General features: G+C 40.0%; 14 protein-coding genes and 3 pseudogenes. 8 read left to right on the top strand and 9 right to left on the bottom strand.

Annotation, left to right across the window (positions count from 1 at the left end; translation table 11 throughout):
* Positions 1-13 precede the first annotated feature (13 nt).
* From AC5590_RS16635 to AC5590_RS16655, 5 genes and pseudogenes are all read left to right on the top strand, one after another.
* Positions 14-901 carry a hypothetical protein gene (locus AC5590_RS16635; RefSeq protein WP_169264654.1) on the top strand — a complete coding sequence of 296 codons (888 nt, stop codon included), beginning with the start codon at positions 14-16 and terminating at the stop codon, positions 899-901.
* 51 nt (positions 902-952) lie between these two features.
* Entirely contained in the window at positions 953-2104 is a 1152-nt protein-coding gene (locus AC5590_RS16640; protein ID WP_169264655.1) for a glycosyltransferase family 4 protein, read from the top strand.
* Between the two features lie 127 nt (positions 2105-2231).
* The gene (locus AC5590_RS16645) at positions 2232-3002 is read left to right on the top strand and encodes a WecB/TagA/CpsF family glycosyltransferase (RefSeq protein ID WP_169264656.1); all 771 of its coding nucleotides are present in this window, start codon (positions 2232-2234) and stop codon (positions 3000-3002) included.
* Positions 3003-3062: 60 nt separating this feature from the next.
* Positions 3063-3206: pseudogene (locus tag AC5590_RS16650) on the top strand (endo-1,4-beta-xylanase); the annotation flags it as partial.
* A gap of 218 nt (positions 3207-3424) precedes the next feature.
* The gene (locus tag AC5590_RS16655) at positions 3425-4858 is read left to right on the top strand and encodes a sugar transferase (RefSeq protein WP_169264657.1); all 1434 of its coding nucleotides are present in this window, start codon (positions 3425-3427) and stop codon (positions 4856-4858) included.
* A 218-nt stretch (positions 4859-5076) separates the two neighbouring features.
* Here AC5590_RS16655 and AC5590_RS16660 read toward each other — a convergent pair.
* From AC5590_RS16660 to AC5590_RS16670, 3 genes and pseudogenes are all read right to left on the bottom strand, one after another.
* A pseudogene (locus tag AC5590_RS16660) lies at positions 5077-7073 on the bottom strand (pentapeptide repeat-containing protein).
* 340 nt (positions 7074-7413) lie between these two features.
* Positions 7414-8421 (bottom strand): zinc-dependent alcohol dehydrogenase family protein, encoded by a 1008-nt coding sequence (locus tag AC5590_RS16665; protein ID WP_169264658.1) that lies wholly within the window; start codon positions 8419-8421, stop codon positions 7414-7416.
* 320 nt (positions 8422-8741) lie between these two features.
* Positions 8742-9314, bottom strand: a complete 573-nt coding sequence (locus tag AC5590_RS16670; RefSeq protein ID WP_169264659.1) for a Uma2 family endonuclease — start codon at positions 9312-9314, stop codon at positions 8742-8744.
* Positions 9315-9502: 188 nt separating this feature from the next.
* On the opposite strand from AC5590_RS16670, the gene AC5590_RS16675 reads away from it, so the two are divergent.
* Positions 9503-9994 (top strand): hypothetical protein, encoded by a 492-nt coding sequence (locus tag AC5590_RS16675; protein WP_169264660.1) that lies wholly within the window; start codon positions 9503-9505, stop codon positions 9992-9994.
* Positions 9995-10457: 463 nt separating this feature from the next.
* On the top strand, positions 10458-11729 hold the full coding sequence (locus AC5590_RS16680) for an EndoU domain-containing protein (RefSeq protein ID WP_169264661.1): 1272 nt from the start codon (positions 10458-10460) through the stop codon (positions 11727-11729).
* A 645-nt stretch (positions 11730-12374) separates the two neighbouring features.
* Here the strand turns inward: AC5590_RS16680 and arsS are convergent.
* The 4 genes and pseudogenes from arsS to AC5590_RS16700 form a co-directional block, all read right to left on the bottom strand.
* Complete coding sequence (gene arsS, locus AC5590_RS16685; protein WP_169264662.1) at positions 12375-13361, bottom strand: arsenosugar biosynthesis radical SAM (seleno)protein ArsS; 987 nt, start codon at positions 13359-13361, stop codon at positions 12375-12377.
* Between the two features lie 114 nt (positions 13362-13475).
* The gene (gene arsM, locus AC5590_RS16690) at positions 13476-14444 is read right to left on the bottom strand and encodes an arsenosugar biosynthesis arsenite methyltransferase ArsM (protein WP_169264663.1); all 969 of its coding nucleotides are present in this window, start codon (positions 14442-14444) and stop codon (positions 13476-13478) included.
* A 111-nt stretch (positions 14445-14555) separates the two neighbouring features.
* A pseudogene (locus AC5590_RS16695) lies at positions 14556-14663 on the bottom strand (winged helix-turn-helix domain-containing protein); the annotation flags it as partial.
* Between the two features lie 700 nt (positions 14664-15363).
* Complete coding sequence (locus AC5590_RS16700; protein WP_169264664.1) at positions 15364-15651, bottom strand: Mo-dependent nitrogenase C-terminal domain-containing protein; 288 nt, start codon at positions 15649-15651, stop codon at positions 15364-15366.
* A 478-nt stretch (positions 15652-16129) separates the two neighbouring features.
* Between AC5590_RS16700 and AC5590_RS16705 the strand changes: the two genes are divergently transcribed.
* Positions 16130-16537 (top strand): hypothetical protein, encoded by a 408-nt coding sequence (locus tag AC5590_RS16705; RefSeq protein WP_169264665.1) that lies wholly within the window; start codon positions 16130-16132, stop codon positions 16535-16537.
* Positions 16538-16864: 327 nt separating this feature from the next.
* Here AC5590_RS16705 and AC5590_RS16710 read toward each other — a convergent pair whose 3' ends face one another.
* Together AC5590_RS16710 and AC5590_RS16715 are read right to left on the bottom strand one after the other, a co-directional pair.
* Entirely contained in the window at positions 16865-17032 is a 168-nt protein-coding gene (locus AC5590_RS16710) for a CopG family transcriptional regulator (protein WP_169264666.1), read from the bottom strand.
* A gap of 1144 nt (positions 17033-18176) precedes the next feature.
* Positions 18177-19790 (bottom strand): glycosyltransferase family 39 protein, encoded by a 1614-nt coding sequence (locus AC5590_RS16715; protein WP_169264667.1) that lies wholly within the window; start codon positions 19788-19790, stop codon positions 18177-18179.
* Between the last annotated feature and the right edge of the window lie 58 nt (positions 19791-19848).

A 19848-nucleotide genomic window follows, 5' to 3' on the forward strand; every position in this document is an offset into this window, starting at 1 on the left:
CGAAAGATAGCAAATGCTCAAACAAACAGAAAGATTAATAAAAGCTGTTGCAAAGGAAAGATTTTATCGCGTATTGAATAGCGTAAAGCTAATCAATACGCGACAGATTGACCAACTTATTTTAATGAATCAGTATCGACAACTGGCAGATGCAAAGGCTCTGCCAAAATTTCATGAAGTAGGCTTTCATACCTATTCACAAACTGATGAAGATGGTTTTTTGCTGTATATATTTTCTATTATTGGCACGACAAATAAAAAAGTAGTAGAAGTTTGTTGTGGAGATGGTGTTGAGTGTAATGCAGCAAATCTCATCATTAATCATGGTTGGAAAGGGCTGTTATTTGATGGAGATGCAGCACAGCTAAAAATCGGTAGGAAAATATATAACTTCATAAAAACTACAAGTAACAATCCTCCTCAACTGGTACAAGCCTGGATAACGGCTGAAAATGTCAATGAACTTATAGTTAATCACGGGTTTGAAGGTGAAATAGATCTTTTATCACTGGATTTAGACGGAATAGACTACTGGTTATGGAAGTCACTTAATTGTATTAAACCCAGAGTTGTTGTCCTTGAATACAACACTTATTGGGGAGCAGAAAAATCTGTTACTGTCCCCTATGACTCAAACTTTAGAGCTAAAGTGATTAACGGTGCATACTACTGTGGAGCATCGTTGAGAGCATTTGTTAATTTAGGTAATAAATTAGGTTATAGATTAGTTGGTTCAAATACAAGACAGTTCAATGCTTTCTTCATCAGGAATGATGTGGGTATAGATATTTTGCCAGAAGTAAGTGTTGATAGCTGTCTCTCATTGTATGACGATTGTTCAAAATCGCTCAATCAATATAACTTTCCATATATAGGTGAACTACCGTGGGAAGAAGTTTAAAAAATTTCAGTTTTCATTAGCTAGTTTTGCAAATCTATCCACAAATATGTTATGGGTAAACGCTTACTTCTCGTCTCTACTCTTGATTCAACTCAACCATTCGGTGCGTTTACTAGACCGTTTTATCTTGGAAAATATCTGGTCAAATATTTTGATGTTTGTCAGTTAGGTTTGGATTGTTCAGCAGTTAACTATGCACCTTCTGTATCTCTTGGCTCAAGAAGTTTACGTTCATATATTCAGGCTGTTCAAAAGTGTATAGAGGAGTTCTGTCCCGATATCGTATACGCTCAAGAAACGCTACCTGGATTAGCTGCTCTAATTGCACTCCCACTCATAAAACAGAAAAAATGCTCTCTTGTATTAGATTTTCACACTTTTTCTGCCTTTGAATACTGGAGTCGCTTGTCGTCTGTCGCAAATCCGTTCAAGGAATTTCTGCAATTTATTAAGACATACATTGCTCAGGGAGTGCTGACATTCTCTGGTAATCCAATTATTGCTGCCGGTGAATTAACTCCCCAACTCATATCGCAGTGGTACGGCAAGAAGCCACACAATATTTACTGCGTAGGTAATGGAGTTGCTGAAGACTTTCTGAATGCTCAGTTACCTCTAGGTATAGACCTTTACAAGGCACTACGACCTGCCAAGATCGCTGTTGTTGTGGCTCCTAAAACATTTCAGTTTCCCACTAACGACATGTCTGTATCTATGGCTATTGAAGTAGCTAAGTACCTTGAATCTCACCAGGAAAAAGTACATTTTTTCGTTATTGGTCGTGATGCTAACGACATCCAGGAGACACTACCATCGAACATAACTTTTGTTGGTTTTGTGCCAGAAAGAAAAGATTTTGTTGCTTATCTGAGGCATGCAGACATAGGTCTTCTTCCATTCCCAAAACAGGCGGTTGCAGGTGGAGCTCGTAATAAGGCACTAGATTATTTCGCCAGTAGGAAGTTGGTAGTATCAACACCTGAAGGCTTGAGAGGTTTAGAGGAATTTCATCATCAACAACATCTCTTAATAGCAGGATTCTCGGTTGAAGAATTTGCAAATGTAGTGCTTGATGCCGCCTTAAACCAGAAGAAATATCAGCCACTTACAGAAGCAGCTTATACATTGATTCAAGACAAATACTCTTGGAGTGCAAAAGCGCAGATAGTTGCTGAAGTTTTGATGAAAACAGTAAAGCATTAGCTAGAACCAGCCAATTCATTACATAGTCACGCTTGCTAGCCCTGAAAGCGAAGTTTTGATCGTAGCTTCTGTCTTTTAGGGTGAATTTATTTTGTGGTTACTAAATAACAACTTAGGAGCAGCCTTTATGAAGCAAACACCATTAAAACTTCTTGGTGTTCAAGTCGATGCACTCTCCATCTCTGAACTCAACTTGTTAATTGCAGAATCCATTAAGCGAAATCAAAAGTGGATAATTGCCAATCACAACTTACATAGCCTTCATATCTACCATCATGATCCTAAAATGCGCTCCTTCTATGCCTTGGCAGACTATGCGCATATTGACGGTATGCCTTTAATCCTTCTTGGGAGATTGCTTGGTTTTGCATTAAAGCGAGAGCAAAGAGTCACCTATGCTGACTGGGTATGGTCTCTAATGTCAGAGGCTGCTCAAAAGGGTTGGCGGGTGTTCTACCTTGGTTCAAAGCCAGGAGTTGCGGAACGAGGAGCGAGGATTTTGCGCGAGAAGTTTGCTTCTTTGCAGATTGCAACAGCCCACGGCTATATTGATATGCGAAAAGATAGCCAAGACAACCTTGCTACCTTGGCAGCCATAAAAGCTTATCAACCCCATGTGTTGATGGTGGGAATGGGCATGCCACGCCAAGAGTACTGGATTTTAAACAACCTAGAGCATATCCATGCCAATGCCATTTTGACTAGTGGTGCTTGCATGGACTATGTAGCTGGAGTGGTTCCAACTCCACCTCGCTGGATGGGAAAGTTAGGCTTGGAGTGGTCTTATCGCTTGTTAAGTGAGCCAAAAAGACTCTGGCGGCGGTATTTACTAGAGCCTTGGTTTGTAGCCAGACTATTCTTGCGAGAAATGTGGGCTTCTTACGATCAAGCAAGATAGAACTTTCAAGGATATAGATAAAACCAGCACAGGTTTAATTGGTGCTTTAAATGTCAAAGAAGCGATCGCTACACCTGGTTAGCAACGTATGAGCCTCGCTCAGATGGTCTGCCAGTGCGTACCTTGCCACTAGACTCAAACTTCAAACCCAAATTAGCATGGAATGCTATGGCAAGAGCGTTTGACCACGCTCCAAAACGTTGATTTTTTCACACAAAATTATTCTATTTTTTTCTCTTGGTGCAAGAGGGAAATGCTCCTGCGTTTATTCAACTTTCAAGCTAGCTTGCAATAATTCTATCTTATGAAGATTTTAGGAGCAACTTACAGCAATCCCAATCGCTTCGTCAAGCTACGATGTTTGACTAATCTGTTGAATCTCAAATTACCCCAGATCTATACATACAAAGGAAATGAGAATTATGTCTCATAGAAATATTTCACCTGGAGTGACTTTTCAACGAGACTTAAGGTCAGGAGACGTAAGAATACAGAGAGGAATAGCTATAAGATTACTACGAATAGTAACACTTGTATTACTAGATATTATTTTTCTCAGCTTAGCATGGAAGTTTGCAGTCTTTTATGGAACTTCATTAGACTCCCCTTGGACACAAAAAACATCTTTTCTACTACTAATTATCACAATTGAGATAGGCGTCATTGGAGTACAGGGTTTATATAAAGCTGGTATTCATCGTCGTAACTATTTTGGTCTAATCAAAGCCGTTTCGCTGTCAGAAGTTTTCCTCTTACTAATTGCTTTTCTTTACGAACCAGATAGCTATGTCTCGCGCTCAACTTTTATACTATTTTGGTTATCTTCCATAGCCCTTATTTGTATTGGGCGGACTATTTTTGATGTGATAACTAAATTGATGCGTCAGAAAGGAGCAATTCGCTATCCCGTTTTTTTAATTGCTGAAACAGAAGCTCAAGAGGATTACATTAAGTTAATAGAACAAGAAAATTGCTACATAGTACAGGGGATTGCTGACTCTACCTGTCTTGATAAAGCTAACAGAGAAGTAACATTAGAATCTCTTCGCAATCAAGGGATAGTAGAGGCTTTTGTTTCTTGGAAGGCAGTTAAAAATCGTCTATATGTTTGCTGGCGTTTTCAGACAGCCGGCATTATCCTAAGAATACTCCCAACCGAGAGTATAGTTCGTTATCCTAAAACCATGTCATGGATCATTGGGATTGCTAAAATTCCCTGTCTGACAATTCCAATACCAATTATTGTAGGTAGTAGTTTTTGGGTAAAACGAAGTTTTGACCTATGTTGCTGCACTATTTTGTTAATCATTATTTTACCTGTCTATCTGGTGATTGCCTTGCTCATCAAGTTAGATTCTCCGGGTGCGGTCTTTTTCAGGCAAGAGCGTATTGGTCTGCATTCTAAGAAGTTCAAGATTTGGAAGTTCCGTACAATGGTTAGCAATGCGGAAAAAATGCAAAAAGACCTAGAAGCGAAGAATGAAATCAAAGATGGGGTTCTATTTAAAATGAAAGAAGACCCTCGCGTCACACGAGTTGGTAAATTCCTCCGCCGCTACAGTTTAGACGAATTACCGCAACTTTTTAATGTTGTACTTGGGCAGATGAGTCTTGTAGGTCCCCGCCCTCTGCCCATTAGGGACGTAGAAAAGTTCCAAACGTCTCACCTACTCCGACAAGAAGTTCTGCCTGGTATTACGGGATTGTGGCAGGTCTCTGGTCGTTCTAATATTGATAACTTTGAAGATGCAGTAAAATTAGATATTGTCTATATTGAGAATTGGTCTGTTTGGCTAGATTTGATAATTTTATTGAAAACTATCAAAGTTGTGATTTCAAAGACAGGTGCTTATTAACTATGAACAAATGACTATAATATAAGTAAGTTCACTTAATGAAATATAAAACGTTCTACTTGATAACTCCTCGCTTTGCTCTGGCTTGAATCTAGAGTTATTTTATTATGATCTACTATCCTTGTTGGATGTGTAACACGCAAGAAGGCACTACTAAACCAGAAGCAGTGAACACTGTAGAGTCACAGAAATGGAAAATTGGTAATCGCTGAAAAACGTTACTTGAGATAAATCAACAAATTCAATCCCGGAATTGTCCGAGACAGAGTCCACAAAAGTAGCGTGATGTAGAGTATACCCAAAATCCACTGATACCAGGCAAGTGTGGTGATGATGCCTGGAAGGTGTTCATCTCGCAAACGAATATCATTAAAGCCTAATTTCAGTAAGTTGTTAAGGCTAAAGTCGTAATAGTTAAGCCAATTCCAGCGGCGATCGCACAACAAAGGCAAATATCGCTCACGAAACATTTCATACCTAGGTATGACTGGCAAACGTCCAATCAGTAATCGTAACTGTCGCAAAGTTCCATCTTCTTTGAAGTAGGAAACGTCCATTAAGTTATGGTAGCGTCCTTGTTGGTAAAGTCGGAAGAATAAAGTTATTGGTAAGGGGACAATAATAACGAAAACACACCCTAGTGTGAGGCAAGGCTGTTCTCCACTCCAAAAGATAGCTAGGATACCAAAGAGTGAAAGAAGACTGAAACTACTTAGCATCCAAAAAGTATCGTAACTTGTGGGAAGAATTGGTGCTGGAAGCAGGCGACGGAAACGATCAAGAAGCCAAAATAGGAATCCAAAGTAGGCGATCGCAATTAACCCCACACCAATCACCAACCAAAAATCTGTACCATACCCAGAAAGCAGCAGCAGTAAACTCAACATTAACCAATTCCGTGCTTGCAGCAACCAGTTAAATGGTGAAAGGGGTTCATCAACTATTAACAGTGAACTGACTCGCGTGTATGTGTCATAATCCATATCAGCCAAAGTGAGTAACTCAGTTTTGTGATGAAATAGTTGTTGAAAACGTTGGGTGGCGAGCGCTGTTGCTTGAGTTTTTGAAAAACCCAGATTCATCAAACGTTCTTGGGAAGCAGTGTTTATATTCGTACCTATCAGACGACGGCTTAAATCTTCTAATTGCAAACGCTGCTTTTTATACTCAAACTCATTAGCATCACTGATTTGCTGTAACTGACGGAAATTTTCTCCTAAATTCCGCAAGACGCTTTGATTTCCTTGTAATCCAGATACCACAAGCTTTTTACCAATTTGACCTGGATTGCCTAAAATCTTTGCTTGGTTAGAGTTAAAAATGAGACTGGAGACATTCACATAAGCACTTTTTGCAAATCCAGCATCACTAAAATCTGCAGAGTTGATAATATTAGCACCTTGCAGATTGACATATTTGTTAAATTGTGTATTTACAAAAGTGACAGCTTGCTCAAATGTTGCTTCTACAAAAAAGAGAAACTGTCTGAACATAGCTTTTGTAAACTGTGCTTGATCGCAAAATGTGCATTAGAAAAATCAGCATTTCCTTGCCATTGTACACGACTAAATTTAGCCAATTGCTTAAAATATGCCTGAGTAAAATTGGCTATATCCTCAAAAGTGCTGTCTTGGAAATTCGTACTTTGCTGAAATTGCGCTTGCTTAAAATTAGCTTTCTCAAAAAATATACTATTTTGAAACTGGCTTTCTTTCTTAAAAATTGCACTGCCAAAGCTAGCTGGACGGCTGAATCTTGTTTCAGTCCAATTTACCTGCTGATTAAAAATAGCACCTTGAGCATCCACAGGCTGAAGGAAAAATGTATTCGCAAACTGTACAATTCCGTCGAAGCGAGTTTCCAGCAGTGTCAGCGAACCACGAAAAACACTGATTTCACTTGATAAAGGTAACTGAGTTGCTAAAAGCGACTTACAATCTTTAGAACTAGGAAAAGCCAAGGCAAGTGACTGCAAACAAATTTCGCGTAGACGTTCTAATTGTTCTTGTTCGGTTGAGATCAAAATGGGGGCGACCGCTTGAGTATACAAAGGCGTTCTCAAACTCAAATTACTACCAATAAAATCTCCCTGAATCAGAGAACGACTTAAGTCTAAACCCAAAGGTTTTGAGCCTGCTTTTTGCAATTCCTTTCGCAAAATTTGATAAAAATTATCTCGAAAGCTGGCATTTTCTGGTCCTAAATCTATCACCATTTCCCGTAAATCTACCACAACACTACCTTCACGAAGAATGGGTGTATGCAGCCGTTCTTGTAATAATTCTGGAGTTAAAGGAGTACGTTCTATTCGTGCAGGTGTACCCCATGCGGGTGAAGGTTGTAAAAACAACAACAGCGCACATAGACTGATCAACCAGCCAGCCGTTTTGATCCAATCTACCCAAATAACCTCGTTACCAGGCTCTTGCCTGGTAATGCATTCAAAGAGGCTCCGCCTCGTCATAATATAAAACTGGAGGTAAAACCTCCGAGTTTTAATTCCCTGGTAGAACCAGAGAACAAGGAAATAAAAATTTCTCAAAAGAATGTTCGTATCATTTATCTTCTACTAGTAAGATAATTTTACCTGTTACAGACCCCGTTTCGAGCAAATGGTGAGCTTTTGCTGCTTCTTCTAGCGAAAAAGTATGACTAACTTGGATTTGCAATTTGCCTGCATCAATCCATTTCGCACACTGTTCTAAAATTTCTGCTTGATGTTGCTGCGCCTCTACAATTCCTTGCAACATTGGTATCAGCATGAATTCTAAACCAATACGAAGATTACGTTGTCTGGCAGATTTCCAAACGGTATTGGCATCTGGTTCTAGTATTGTGACTATGTCACCATAAACTCGTACTGCTGGAAAAGTTTTATGAAAAGTCTCTCCACCTACAGTGTCAAAAGCTAAGTCTACACCTTCCCCGTTTGTCCAATCGAGTGCGGCTTGCACAAAGTCTCTCTGTTTGTAAAAAATAACATGGTCTGCACCCAGCTTGTGAACAAAATCTGCTTTCTCCTGAGTACTTACAGTCGTGCAAACATCAGCACCTTTGAGCTTTGCCAGTTGAATGGCTACATGCCCGACTCCGCCAGCACCAGCATGAATCAGTACTCGTTCTCCAGGTTCCAAGCGTCCCCGTTCGTATAAAGCTTCCCAGGCGGTGATTAACACTAACGGTGCTGCTGCTGCTTCTGCAAAGGATACAGAAGCGGGTTTACGAGCAACAAATCGCTCATCAATAGTTGTATACTCAGCATAATTGCCTTGGTGTGCGCCCAAGCCACCATTACAGAAATAGACTTCATCGCCGACGCGAAACTTCTGAACGCCAGCACCCACAGCCTCGACAACACCTGCACCATCACATCCTAAAATAGCGGGCATTTTATCGGGATAGAAAGTGCCACGTTTACGAAGTTTGGTGTCAATAGGGTTAATGCCTGCTGCTCGTAAGTCTACCAGAAGTTCAGTTTCTCCTAAACGAACGCCAGGGTTTTGTATATCCTGCAGTTGCAGAACTTCGGGATCGCCAGCTGCTGTCATTAAAACTGCTTTCATGATTTCTTCCTCTGTGCTAAAGGTAGTTGCATTTGACAATTTAGCGCAAAGGGGAGTGAGGGAGTGAGGGAACCAGAGAGTGACGGAGGGAGTGAGGGAGTGAGGGATAGGGTTTGACGTTTTTGTTCAAAGTTAAAAATATGCAGATTAAAAGCGCGACAGTTTATGAGGAATTCAAAATTCAAAATCTGGTCTACAAGTACGCTTGTTCTACAAAATTCATGTATTACTTTATATATAAAAATCGAAGCTTTATTACGGCTGTGGGTTGATGTATAGAAAGGATTATTAATCCTTTGATTATCCAACCTTAAGCATCTCTATATTTCCGAGAATAAAACATCTTCGTAAACCTCTGCGAGTGAACAGGAAAAATTTATACTCGTTAACTCTAAATCTTGATTAATTCTATAGCTGTAAAGCACCCATCTTCCTTCAGAATTGCGTCGAAAACAATCAACACGCTGGCGAGTTTGACGGATTTTGACATATTCTTGCAATGTTTCTAATTCTTGATAGTCACTAAATTTATCGCCCCGGTCAAAAGCTTCTGTCGATGGTGATAAAACTTCTATAATTAAGCTGGGATAGCGTTTGAAATATTCAAATTTTGTATCTCGTTGGTCGCAAGTTACCACGATATCAGGATAGTAGAAAATATTCAGTGTTTCAATGCGGGCTTTCATGTCAGCGACGTAAACACGACACCCTGTTCCTCGGATGTGATTTCTTAGCAGGGTAAGTAAGTTAGCTGTAATTGTTACATGGGCATCACTTGCACCGGACATTGCATAAATCTGCCCTTGAATATATTCATGTTTAATCGGGCTAGATTTTTCGGTTTCTAAGTACTGTTCTGGGGAAAGATAGGGATGAGATTGACTAAGAGTCATTGAATAACTCCAGTTATATAGCTGTGGTTTATCGTTGCTAGGGTTGTTTCTATTTTAAGTTGATCCTTTGATTTATTTTCCGCTTTGATTTTTGAGAATCACTTGTGGAAACTCTTAACAGCGAATAGGGAAAAAGGTTTACCTAGTTGAGCGAAAATCAAATAGGAGTCTTATAGTAACATAAAAAAATGGCTAGAATTATTTACGAAACTGAAAATAGCTTAGAAATAACACAACTCAGAGCAGAAGTTTTGTCAAAACGTAATTGTGGAGAGGTTTTGTTTGAAATCCAAAAAATAATTTCAGATGAAACTCTTGAAACCTCTAAAAACATGACTGCAATTCTTGATTTATTTGTGAGCCAATTCGGGTATTCTGGTCTTGGGGTGCGCTGGAAAGAAGTGAATCAAGAAGATGCGCAAAAAATCCTAAGTTTTATTATGACGAAAGATTTGGCTTACTCTGTGCAATTAATGAGCTTAGAAGAAGCAGAGAACATTATTGTTAAATTATTTGAATTTTTCCCAGAGCATTGCAAATTTTTCACCAATGCATCATTTCGGAACAATTACTCTGGCATCAGTGGATGGGATTCAATTACAAAAGCCACATTCGACACAGGGATTATTGTTGTCAGTGATAGACGAATTGGTATTCTCTGGGTTCAAGATGAAGATTAAGCAGAAGTCAGTGAAGAAGTGGGGAAGCACCCGAGCAGCGGGCAGGGGGAGGAGAGTATACTTCGATTGAACTCATAAAATTTTTAAAAATCTCACACGTGTAGAGATGTTGCATGCAACGTCTCTACATATAGTAGTCCTAAATGATTCATAAAATTCTTTGTTTCTTGTCTTGGCGACGCCAGTCGCCTCAAGTCGGGGAACCCGCCCAGGCGAAAGCGGCTCCTCTTTGCGTCTTGGCGGTTCGATAATTTTTACAACTCAAATAGGATTCCTATAGATGAGCGTTTGTGCAAATTATCTGATTTGAACCATATTGAAATGATCAATTCAAGAAAAGTTAGCATTGAAATGGTTAATAACTTGTTAATCAACAATTAATCAAACAATAAATGATTGATAACGTTATAACTATCAATTCCTATTTCAATGAGTAATGAATTAAGCATTAACCCTGTTAAATATGTCTAAGTTAGCATTACCATTGAAGATAGCAGGAGGAGCCATCTTACTCCTTTCCTTTTTTTCATCTAGAGTAAATAGTGTTACTATTTCAGAGGGATTTGAGAACGGTACGAAAGGCAGTTATACAGCAGGTGATGTCACCCTGAGTACAGGCGTTTGGAATTTTAATGATGCCCTAATCGGTAATCTTTCAACGGATGTTAAGAGCGGAACACAATCTGCTCGCATTCGCAATAACGGCAAAGTGACGATGAAATTTGATCGTACGGGTGCTGGTACAGTTACTATCAAACATGCCAAGTTTGGTTCTGATGCTAGCACCACTTGGGAGTTGTGGTGTTCAACCAATAGCGGATCTTCATGGGCAAAAATAGGTTCGACAATTACCACAAGCTCTACATCACTTCAAACAGCAACTTTCGCTCCTAATCTTTCTGGAACAGTTCGCTGTGAAGTCCGCAAAACTGATGGAAGTTCAAACAGAACCAATATTGATGACATTGAAATTACCGATTATGGCTCTTCTCCTCCTTCTTCCTCTCTACCTCCCGGTTCTGTACCATTCTTTGACAATATCAACAACCCTGTCTCTGGTTTAGCTTACGGTAGCCCAGCCGATGTCACACCTCCCGCGCCAGTACCAAACAGCTTTGATACAGCAGTGACTAATCTTTGTGGAGCACCTGGTACAGTCGTCAGTCGTGCGGGTTTCCAGTCTATGATGCAGAACAACTCTACTGTCTTGGCAAATATCAAGCAATCTGTGGGAGGATATCTTAAACCAGGACGCACCACAGATGCAGCTTTCTTGGATGACTTGACTGATGTCTGGTTTAATGCGCAGGCTTTTGATCATATCTTTTGCGGGGAACCAGTTCAAGGCGGTTCAATTGGGGGACTCCACTTTGTCGCTCGTTATGTAGAGCTTCAGCAGAAGGGTTTAGCTGGGCGGTTAGACAACAATACATCCAGAGAAGAGGTTGTTCCCGGTACAATTTACACTATGGGCGTTGTGATGAAAGTTGGTAGTGGTACTGCTCAGTCTTCTATCAAAGGTTATCCCTACACCCTCAACGCTGAAGAGATTCTATCGAAAGCATCTCTAGGTTACAAGAACAACCCAAATACCACCTCGACTAACACGGTTTGTAATTTGAGCGTAACTGACGAGGGTAAAACATTTACAGCCGTGTTTGTGAGGAGAGATGGCGGGATTCGCACTTTCTATCCTGATGCTACCCCCGATAGTAACCCCAATTGTACGCAGTAATGATGAAGTCTGGTTAATCGGCTATCTATCAAGAACCGCGCCTCGTACTGCGCTCGCTAGGGTGTCTCAGATCTTGCACCATAATTCTCGTCCGCCAAGAAATAAATTCTGAGGCTAAGAGTTTAAGTCCGTTTTAACGGACTTTGGCTATGAGCCTTGAACTTAAGTTCAAGGCGTACTAAAGTCAAGGTGCAACATCTCAGGTGTGAGGAGATTTCAACTCCGCATCCATCCCAAAAAAATAAAAGCCGTGAAACATTCAATTTCACGGCTTTTGTTGTAGTGTGAGGAGCTAAACTTTCTATCATCATAATGCTAACTGACAAGTATAAACACGCTCGTAACAATTTTGGTAACAGAAATTTTTCTGCCAGTATTCACAACCTTTCTCGCCTGTGGTGAACTCACACCCTTGCGTACCATCCTCAGATGGGGTGACTTTCTGTTTACACATCAAAAAATAAATAACCGTGGAAGCTGAGATTAGTCCACGGCTATAAATGTGGTGTGAGGAGACTTAACTTAGGATCATCATAAACTTATTCAACTCTTGGTTAGGCGCTCGTAACAGTTTTGGTAACGAGATTATTTTGAAGCCGCACAAATCAGTTGTTCAAGCCTTTCTCAGACAATCATGCAAGAAATTTACACCAAAGCGCCACCACAGCTCGAACCAGTACCAGCTGTACAGCCATAACAATAAGCTGCTGTCTGTACCTGATTTATCAAGTCCAAAGAACCAGTTTCTAGCAACTTGGCGACTGTCAGGTTTTCCCCGTCGCGAGTTTTTGCAGGTACATTCATCATTTGGTTGAAGTCGCAGTCATACACATTACCCAGATAATCAATTGAAATTTCATCGAGACACATCAAATGTTCAACTGTACCAGCATTGAAGTGAGATTCTAAAAACTGCAAATAAGGAGTATAGAGTTTCTTTCTTTCTAGAGACAGTTTTGTTCTCCCGACTGGTAAGTTGGTAATCGTAAATAGATTGTTAAAAGTAATATCAAAGTTCTCTTGTAAATATTGCTTGTAATCTCTTTCCAGCTTTGTTTGGTTTGGAGTTAGGGAAAATTTCTCATCTTTCGGTAATTGTGGATTATAGACTAAATCCACAATTAAATCTGGCTCTTTCCCATAACCTAGTTGATTCAGCCATTGCAGTGCTTTAATGGAGCCATCATACACACCAGCACCGCGCATTTTATCGACATTATCTGACAAATAGCAGGGCAGAGAAGCAACAACACGAACTTTATGTTTTGCAAAGTATTCTGGTAAATCAGCAAAGCCATCTTCAAAAAAGATAGTCAAATTAGACCGGACAATAACCTGTTTACCTGTTGCTCTTGCTGCTTCTACCAATGGTTTGAAACCATAATTCATTTCTGGTGCGCCACCAGTCAAATCAACAATTTGAATTTGAGGAAATCTCTGAATAATCTCAATCAATTGTTGGCAAGTTTCTGGAGAAAGTTCTTCTGTGCGTTTTGGTCCCGCTTCTACATGACAATGGCTACAAGCAAGGTTACAACGCTTACCTAAGTTAATTTGTAAAACTGTGATTTCTTTTTTTGTTAAAGGAGAGGCGAGTTTTTGTTTGAAAGGTGTGATTGCTGTTTGAATCATTGTCTCATTTCTATAGATAAAATATGTGTTTGATTTTGTCTATTATCTCGTTTATCTCGTTCCCATACAGAGCATGGGAACGAAAAACGAGGAAAGATAAAACACACGCTAAAATTAACAACATCCACCACCGTTATAATACCAAGTTGAATCAGTCATCATTATTTTATCTGGCATTAACGCTGCAAGTTTTGCTGCAGTTTTATCACACACTGATGCTGGTATTCCACGCTGAAGAATATGACCCGCATCATCATCAAAAAATGGTTCTGAACCAGCATAAATGGCTGTTTTTCCTGTAAAAACACAAGCGCCATCTTCAGGAATGATAACTTTGAAAGCGACAGAATCTAGACTTTCTAAAAGAAGATTCTCTTCTATGTCATAAGTTTGGGAATCGAGCAAACGGTAGGGGCGACGGGCGCGAATTTCGACTTGCCCAAAGCCTGCACTTATAATACGCTGAATATACTCTTCATAAGTGAGTGCGCCTGATAAACACATTGCTCGCAGTCGCTCATCTTTTTGCAGATGTTGTGGAATGGGACGAGTCGCAATTGGATCACTCATCTGCAATTTTCCACCTGGTTTTAACACCCGGTATGCTTCTTGCAAAGCACGAGTTAAATCTTCTGGTTCAAAGATATTGAAAAGGCAATTTTGGGCGACGATATCAACAGAATTATCACCAACAGGTAAGTTAAAGGCATCGCCTTCACGAATTTCTACAAAGCTGGTGTCAAACCAAGGATTTTCTTGAGCAGCAATTTCCAAGTTACGTACAGCAGCTTGACGCATTTCTGCTACTGGATCAACCGCAATAACAGCACCAGAACGCTGAGAAAAATAGGCAAATTGCAAAGCTTCTAAACCACCACCAACTCCAACATACAGTACCGTGGGTTGATTCCCGAGTTCGGTGGAATGAACAGTCGTCCCGCAACCATAGTTCATTTCCTGCATTTTCCGAGGAATTTTCAAGCCTGGTAATTGCAAGGGTGTGCTTTGCACACAACAAAGTCCGACTTGCGGTGTTTGGGCGACTTCACTGTAAAACTGCGCCGCTGTTTCAAGATAACTCATTGCACTCGCTGATGTTGACTACCGTCTTTAAGTGTAGCGGGAACTAAATCGGTAATTTCATATCAATTGGGTAATTTAATTATCTAGCAAATGCAGTATGGGGCGTTCAGATTATTCTCGTAGTGCGTAACCAACTCCACGCACAGTTTGAATGAGACGCTTTTCCTCATTCGCCTCCAATCTCAGCCGCAAGTCGCGAATGTAAAACTTATTGATGCTGTAAACCAGGTAGCATCCAGTCCAATATTACTAAATCTGGATGAGACTCTCGTGCAGTCGTTATAACCCTTTCACAACACAACAATCAAAATTGTGTTAAACTTTTTTCAAAAACTTGATTTATTTACGCCACCAAAAGAGCGATTATATTTGGCACTAGATGAAGCTAACAGATTATAAAGGTTCTTAAAATAAATCTTGCTATGTACAAAACCGCAGATGTTGCGGTTATAAAAAAGAGACATTGATGAATTCATTACCTAAATTCTGCCCTTGCTGCAAAATATGTTATGGGCTATAGGACGGAAAGTTGATTTTGAACCAGCAATGAATGAGGTGAAAGTAGAAGAAGCAAAGAGAAATGAAAATAAGTATTTATTAATGTTGTGCGGAATGTATTTGAAGCAATTCCATAAGCAGAGACTGTTAAATCTGAAATTGAGAGTAACACCAATTTCAATCAAGTCTGTTTTCATGTTGACAATGGCACTGAACCTATTTTTCCAGAGATTTTACCCGACCTAACCCAGCAATTTTACTCTACAAAATATTTTGACACTGGGTTCGGACTTGCTATTACCAAATACATTCTGGAAGTTGATAGTGGAGAGCTTTTGATAAAATTAAATCTTGCGCAAAGTACCACGAGCAGCGTGCAATCATCTATAGTAACTGCATAATATAACTAGCAGGCGTACTATTAGCAATAGGCTGTTACATCTTCACCACATTCATCAGCAAGATAACACAAAGCTTTGAAACGCAAGGTCACCACTTCTTCATAAAGAGGATTTAACTTACACATAGGCGGAATGTGAAATAGCTTGCGACCAAATAGTGTAATGTCACGTTCAAAAGGACATTGAGCAGGAATTAGTTTGCAGAGTGAATGAGCTAATTTTGCGTTATGAATTTCTATTGAATCAAGCCATTGACGAACAGGTTGCAGAAGGTCGTGTTGTGGGCGGACTTGAGTAAAGCTAGTCATAATGAATTACCATCACTTGATAGTTGCAAAGTTGGTCTTGTTTGTTGGGTTTGAACCCTTTCCTATATATCTATAGGGAGCAGTTGTCTGTCTTATGCAGTTCTTTTTTGTTCTCTTGTTTGGGAACACTCATTACTACAAACTCCAGCTACAGTGTTCCGGACGATTTCTTCGACATTTTTGTTGCACATAGAATTTTTCGTACTGAAGGGATTTGACATCCTCAGCTATATAAGTAAAACGTACCTTTTCAGTTCCAAATTCTTGGTTTTCTCTTAGTCCACGTAGGTAGTCAGACAGCGATCAGTTCAGAGTCCTTATTTCCCTCCAGAAGAAACAAGGACTCCGAATGATGGTAAAGCCGCGCGCGCGAATGACCAATGATTTCTTGATGGTACAAGCCTCCGCACCCGTCAGTGGAATCAATTCTTTAATCCGTCTTGAAAAGCTTTGAGTCTCCTCTGGAGACGCTGCGCGTATGCCTAACGGCACGCCTTACGGCGAACGCATGATTGCCTGCGCTTTGCGCTTACGGAGGAAACCTCCCTCCGGGTTCGCCAGTCCCCCAAACTCCTGCAAAGACGCACTCGCGTTCGTGACGGAAACCGCCCTATGCCCTGCGGGCACGCTGAGTCCCAAGGGGACACGCGCAAGGGACGCTAACGGGTTCGCCACTTTGCCAAACTCCTACACCAGACGCACTCGCGTTCGTGACGGGAACCGCCCCTACGGGGTTCACCAGTCACCTGCGGAGGGAAACCCTCCCGCAGTGCTGGTTCACCAAGACGGCAAGTGGACTCACCAAGACGGGGGCTGGACTCACCGCTCAAACTTTTCGCAAAATCCAAAATTGTCTGACGGCTTTTGGTGCGCCAGTCCCTTTTAGGGTAAACTGGGTAAACTGACATCTGTTAAACGGCGATTAATGGAGCGCTACAAGTTGTATATACCAACTGCGAAGGTGACTACATTGATAAGCTAGATTAGTTAGCGATCGCCAATGGTTGCTCCTTGTCATGCATCGCCATTAGCAGTAAAAATCTGGACAATCGTTGCTGAGTAACGTGACGTGCGCGTGTAGTTGAGTAGGTTTTTGAGTAGTGATACCCTCACCAACCACAGGATCTATTCGTTAAATACTCGCAATTTTGGATACGCTTGCCCAGATTTACCGTAGGTAAAAATGAAGGGGAGTTTACCCGTCAAGTGCTTACTAATGATCTATTGATTCCAGCCCTCGAATCAGTTCTCGAATCACATCTGTTGCAGGTCTTCCTGTTTCATCACAATACTTTTGAAGTTTTTCGGCTTCGGTTGATGCCAAATTTAGGGTCATTCGTTTGACTGCCCATTTTTTCTTGATAGCGATTTCTTGTGTCATTTGTCAGTTCAATAATTATTACTACGAATTGAAGTTGAAGGACTAGTTATGCACCTAGAAAACCTAAATTAAGTTAAATCAATCAACAGGGACTGAGTGTATAACCTGATTTAATACTGATTCTCCATAGCAAAGTATCTTCCCTTTGAAGGAATTCTCTGAAGAAGTTATGTATTGCCCTACACTCGAAAGCTGGTTTTTAGGTGGATATTATCATGCAGTTATAGGATAAAGTATGCCATAGGCTAAATATGTCATTTTGTCAATAAAACGAAACAAGAATTACGATAATATTAGCAATAATCCCATTTCCAACCAAGAATTGCAAGTAAAGAGTTAAAATTACACTAAAAATCCTCCCCTGTCTTTATTTGGAGCGGACTTTCACACGACTCCCCATCCCTTCAACAAGAGTCTTGACCGGGACGATTTTAGATTTTAAATTTTAGATTTTAGATTGGGGGTTGGTCGGTACAAGCCCCGTCCTTCTAGGACGGAATTAATTCCTCAATCCGTCAATTTTAGATTTGCGATTTTAGATTTTAGATTGGGTTGGTTCGTTGTCCCACGAGTTAACTTAATCCGTCGATTTTAGATTAAAGAAAAGCCGATTAAAGAATTGAGGTTGGCTCAAAAAAGTCCCTTAATCCGGGAATTCTTCAATTCCTTAATCCAAAATTTAAAATCCAAAATCCAAAATTCGGGAATCCAAAATCCAAAATTCGAGTCACCTTTAGGGTGGAGTCAATCCAAAATCCCAAATCCCAAATCCAAAATTGGCTGACTATCGATCAATCCAAACCACTACTACCAGTAGTATGACTAGGAGCTTTATCTAGGCTGTAAAATCGCTCCAAATACGCAATTGGTGTTACAATAGTATACCATAAGTTTCAATAAGCACAGGGGTGTAAGGGAGCCAGTACTGTAGGAGGGTCTCCCTCCGTAGGTATCTGGCGTGAAAAAGGTGTTTCTGTCATATTTTGCTGGCTCCGAACCTGCTAGTTGGAGGCTCAGATCATAAATTTGAATACTTGTTAAGTAATTAAGCTGAGTCCATATAATACCAAATCCAGGTCAGTAAGCCTCCGTTTTCTATGATAATCATCACAGCAAAATATACATTAGTATTTATTGATACATATTAATTAAATTTTTGATTCCTTGAAGTTTTATCTACTTTCCATAGTGAGTCATATTTTTGACTATAAACTTTATATAGTTTAGACTTATATTTTTTTTCGATTCCTTGACGCAAAGTGCTTGAAGGATTCAGTAAAAATACCTCAGTATAACCATTGGGAATTTTAGGAATATTTTTGTCCTTCATCAACAGAAATTGTACTTTTGGTTCTACAAGATAACTCAGAGAAAAGACCTTTCCAGGAAGCATTCCAAAAGAATCACTGATCACAAGCGGACGAGAAGCCTGATTGATGATTTTGGCGATTTGTGGATTCCCAGAACTAACACCCTTACTCAACCAAGTTTCTGCTTGAGAACTGACAGCACAAGAAAGCACACCACAGACAATAACTACTACAAATATTATTTGCCAAATTCTCCGGAGTGCGAGAATCCCATCATAGAGCTGATAAGCAAAGAAGTAAGCAACTGCTAGTTGAATTCCCAAATAAGAAGGAATTAAATACTCATATGCTATTGTCCGCGTTCCTCCAAAAAATAAATCTGGAAGCATCAAAGGTAGTGCTGGTACAGCAATCGATAACACGATGAATAACCAAATTTTTGGGTGAGTTGTACGACAAACAAAATAAATTGAATATCCAACTAAAATCAAAAAAATATAGGTTATGGAATAGCTGAAAGGATTTTCTAAGCCAAAGTCGAAATCAAAAAACATCTGACTTAGCTTGAGTAGCCAAGATTGAATTAAAGTAAATGGTGACAATTTACCTGTTGTTTCTGTTATTCCACGATGAAATTGCAACAGGTTGGTTAGAATAACTAAAATCCAAGGCGTAAAAGCTAAAAAGCTCAAAAGTGATGCTGTTGTATAAAGTCTGGCTGTTTTAGTCCAGCGAAATCCTGTGATTGTCATGACATAAATTCCATGAGCAACCGCAACAAATCCACTGAGCAAAGATGTATAAAGACTGAGCGCTAAAGCAAACGTGTAAACTGCCCATGTGACAGTGCGATGATCGCTTACTTGTGGTTTTGATTCTAATCGTAAAGCTCTTAGCAAAGAAGCGTTAGAGATTAATATTGTGACAACCCAAAGAATATATTCTCGTGCTTCTTGAGCGTAGATGAGATGAATTGGGGAGATTGCTGTGAGTGCGATCGCCAAAAAAGGTACTGAAAAAGGTACGTTAAATAATTCTCGACACAGCCAATAAACACAAGGAAATACCAACAAGCTAATAATGACAGACAAACTTCTGATGGCTGTCACCGAAGTGCCAAAGATTTGTGCCCACAATCGTGCTATGACATAATAAAGCGGAGGATGGTGAGGGTCTTCAATCGCTAAAGATTTCAGTGTATCACCTAAATTTTTTTCAGGATTAAGACGCTGGAACTTAGCAAAAGCTTCTTTATTAACAACACGATTATTATAAATTTGCTGTCTAATTTCTGTCTTTGTATATCCAGAAATTCGCAATGAGGTGTAAGTTTCATCGTGTCCGTAAACTTTGCCATCAATATTGAAGAAGCGAAAAAACACACCCACCACTAACACCACGACAATGAGAAACCGCAACCAATTTGGAGCGAGTTTGATATGGCGCATAATTTGGTTTCTATTTTATAAGGAACCGCAGAGGACACACAAGGCAGAAAACTAAGAA

Source organism: Brasilonema octagenarum UFV-OR1 (genome assembly GCF_963888615.1).
Taxonomy (GTDB): Bacteria; Cyanobacteriota; Cyanobacteriia; order Cyanobacteriales; family Nostocaceae; genus Brasilonema; species Brasilonema sennae.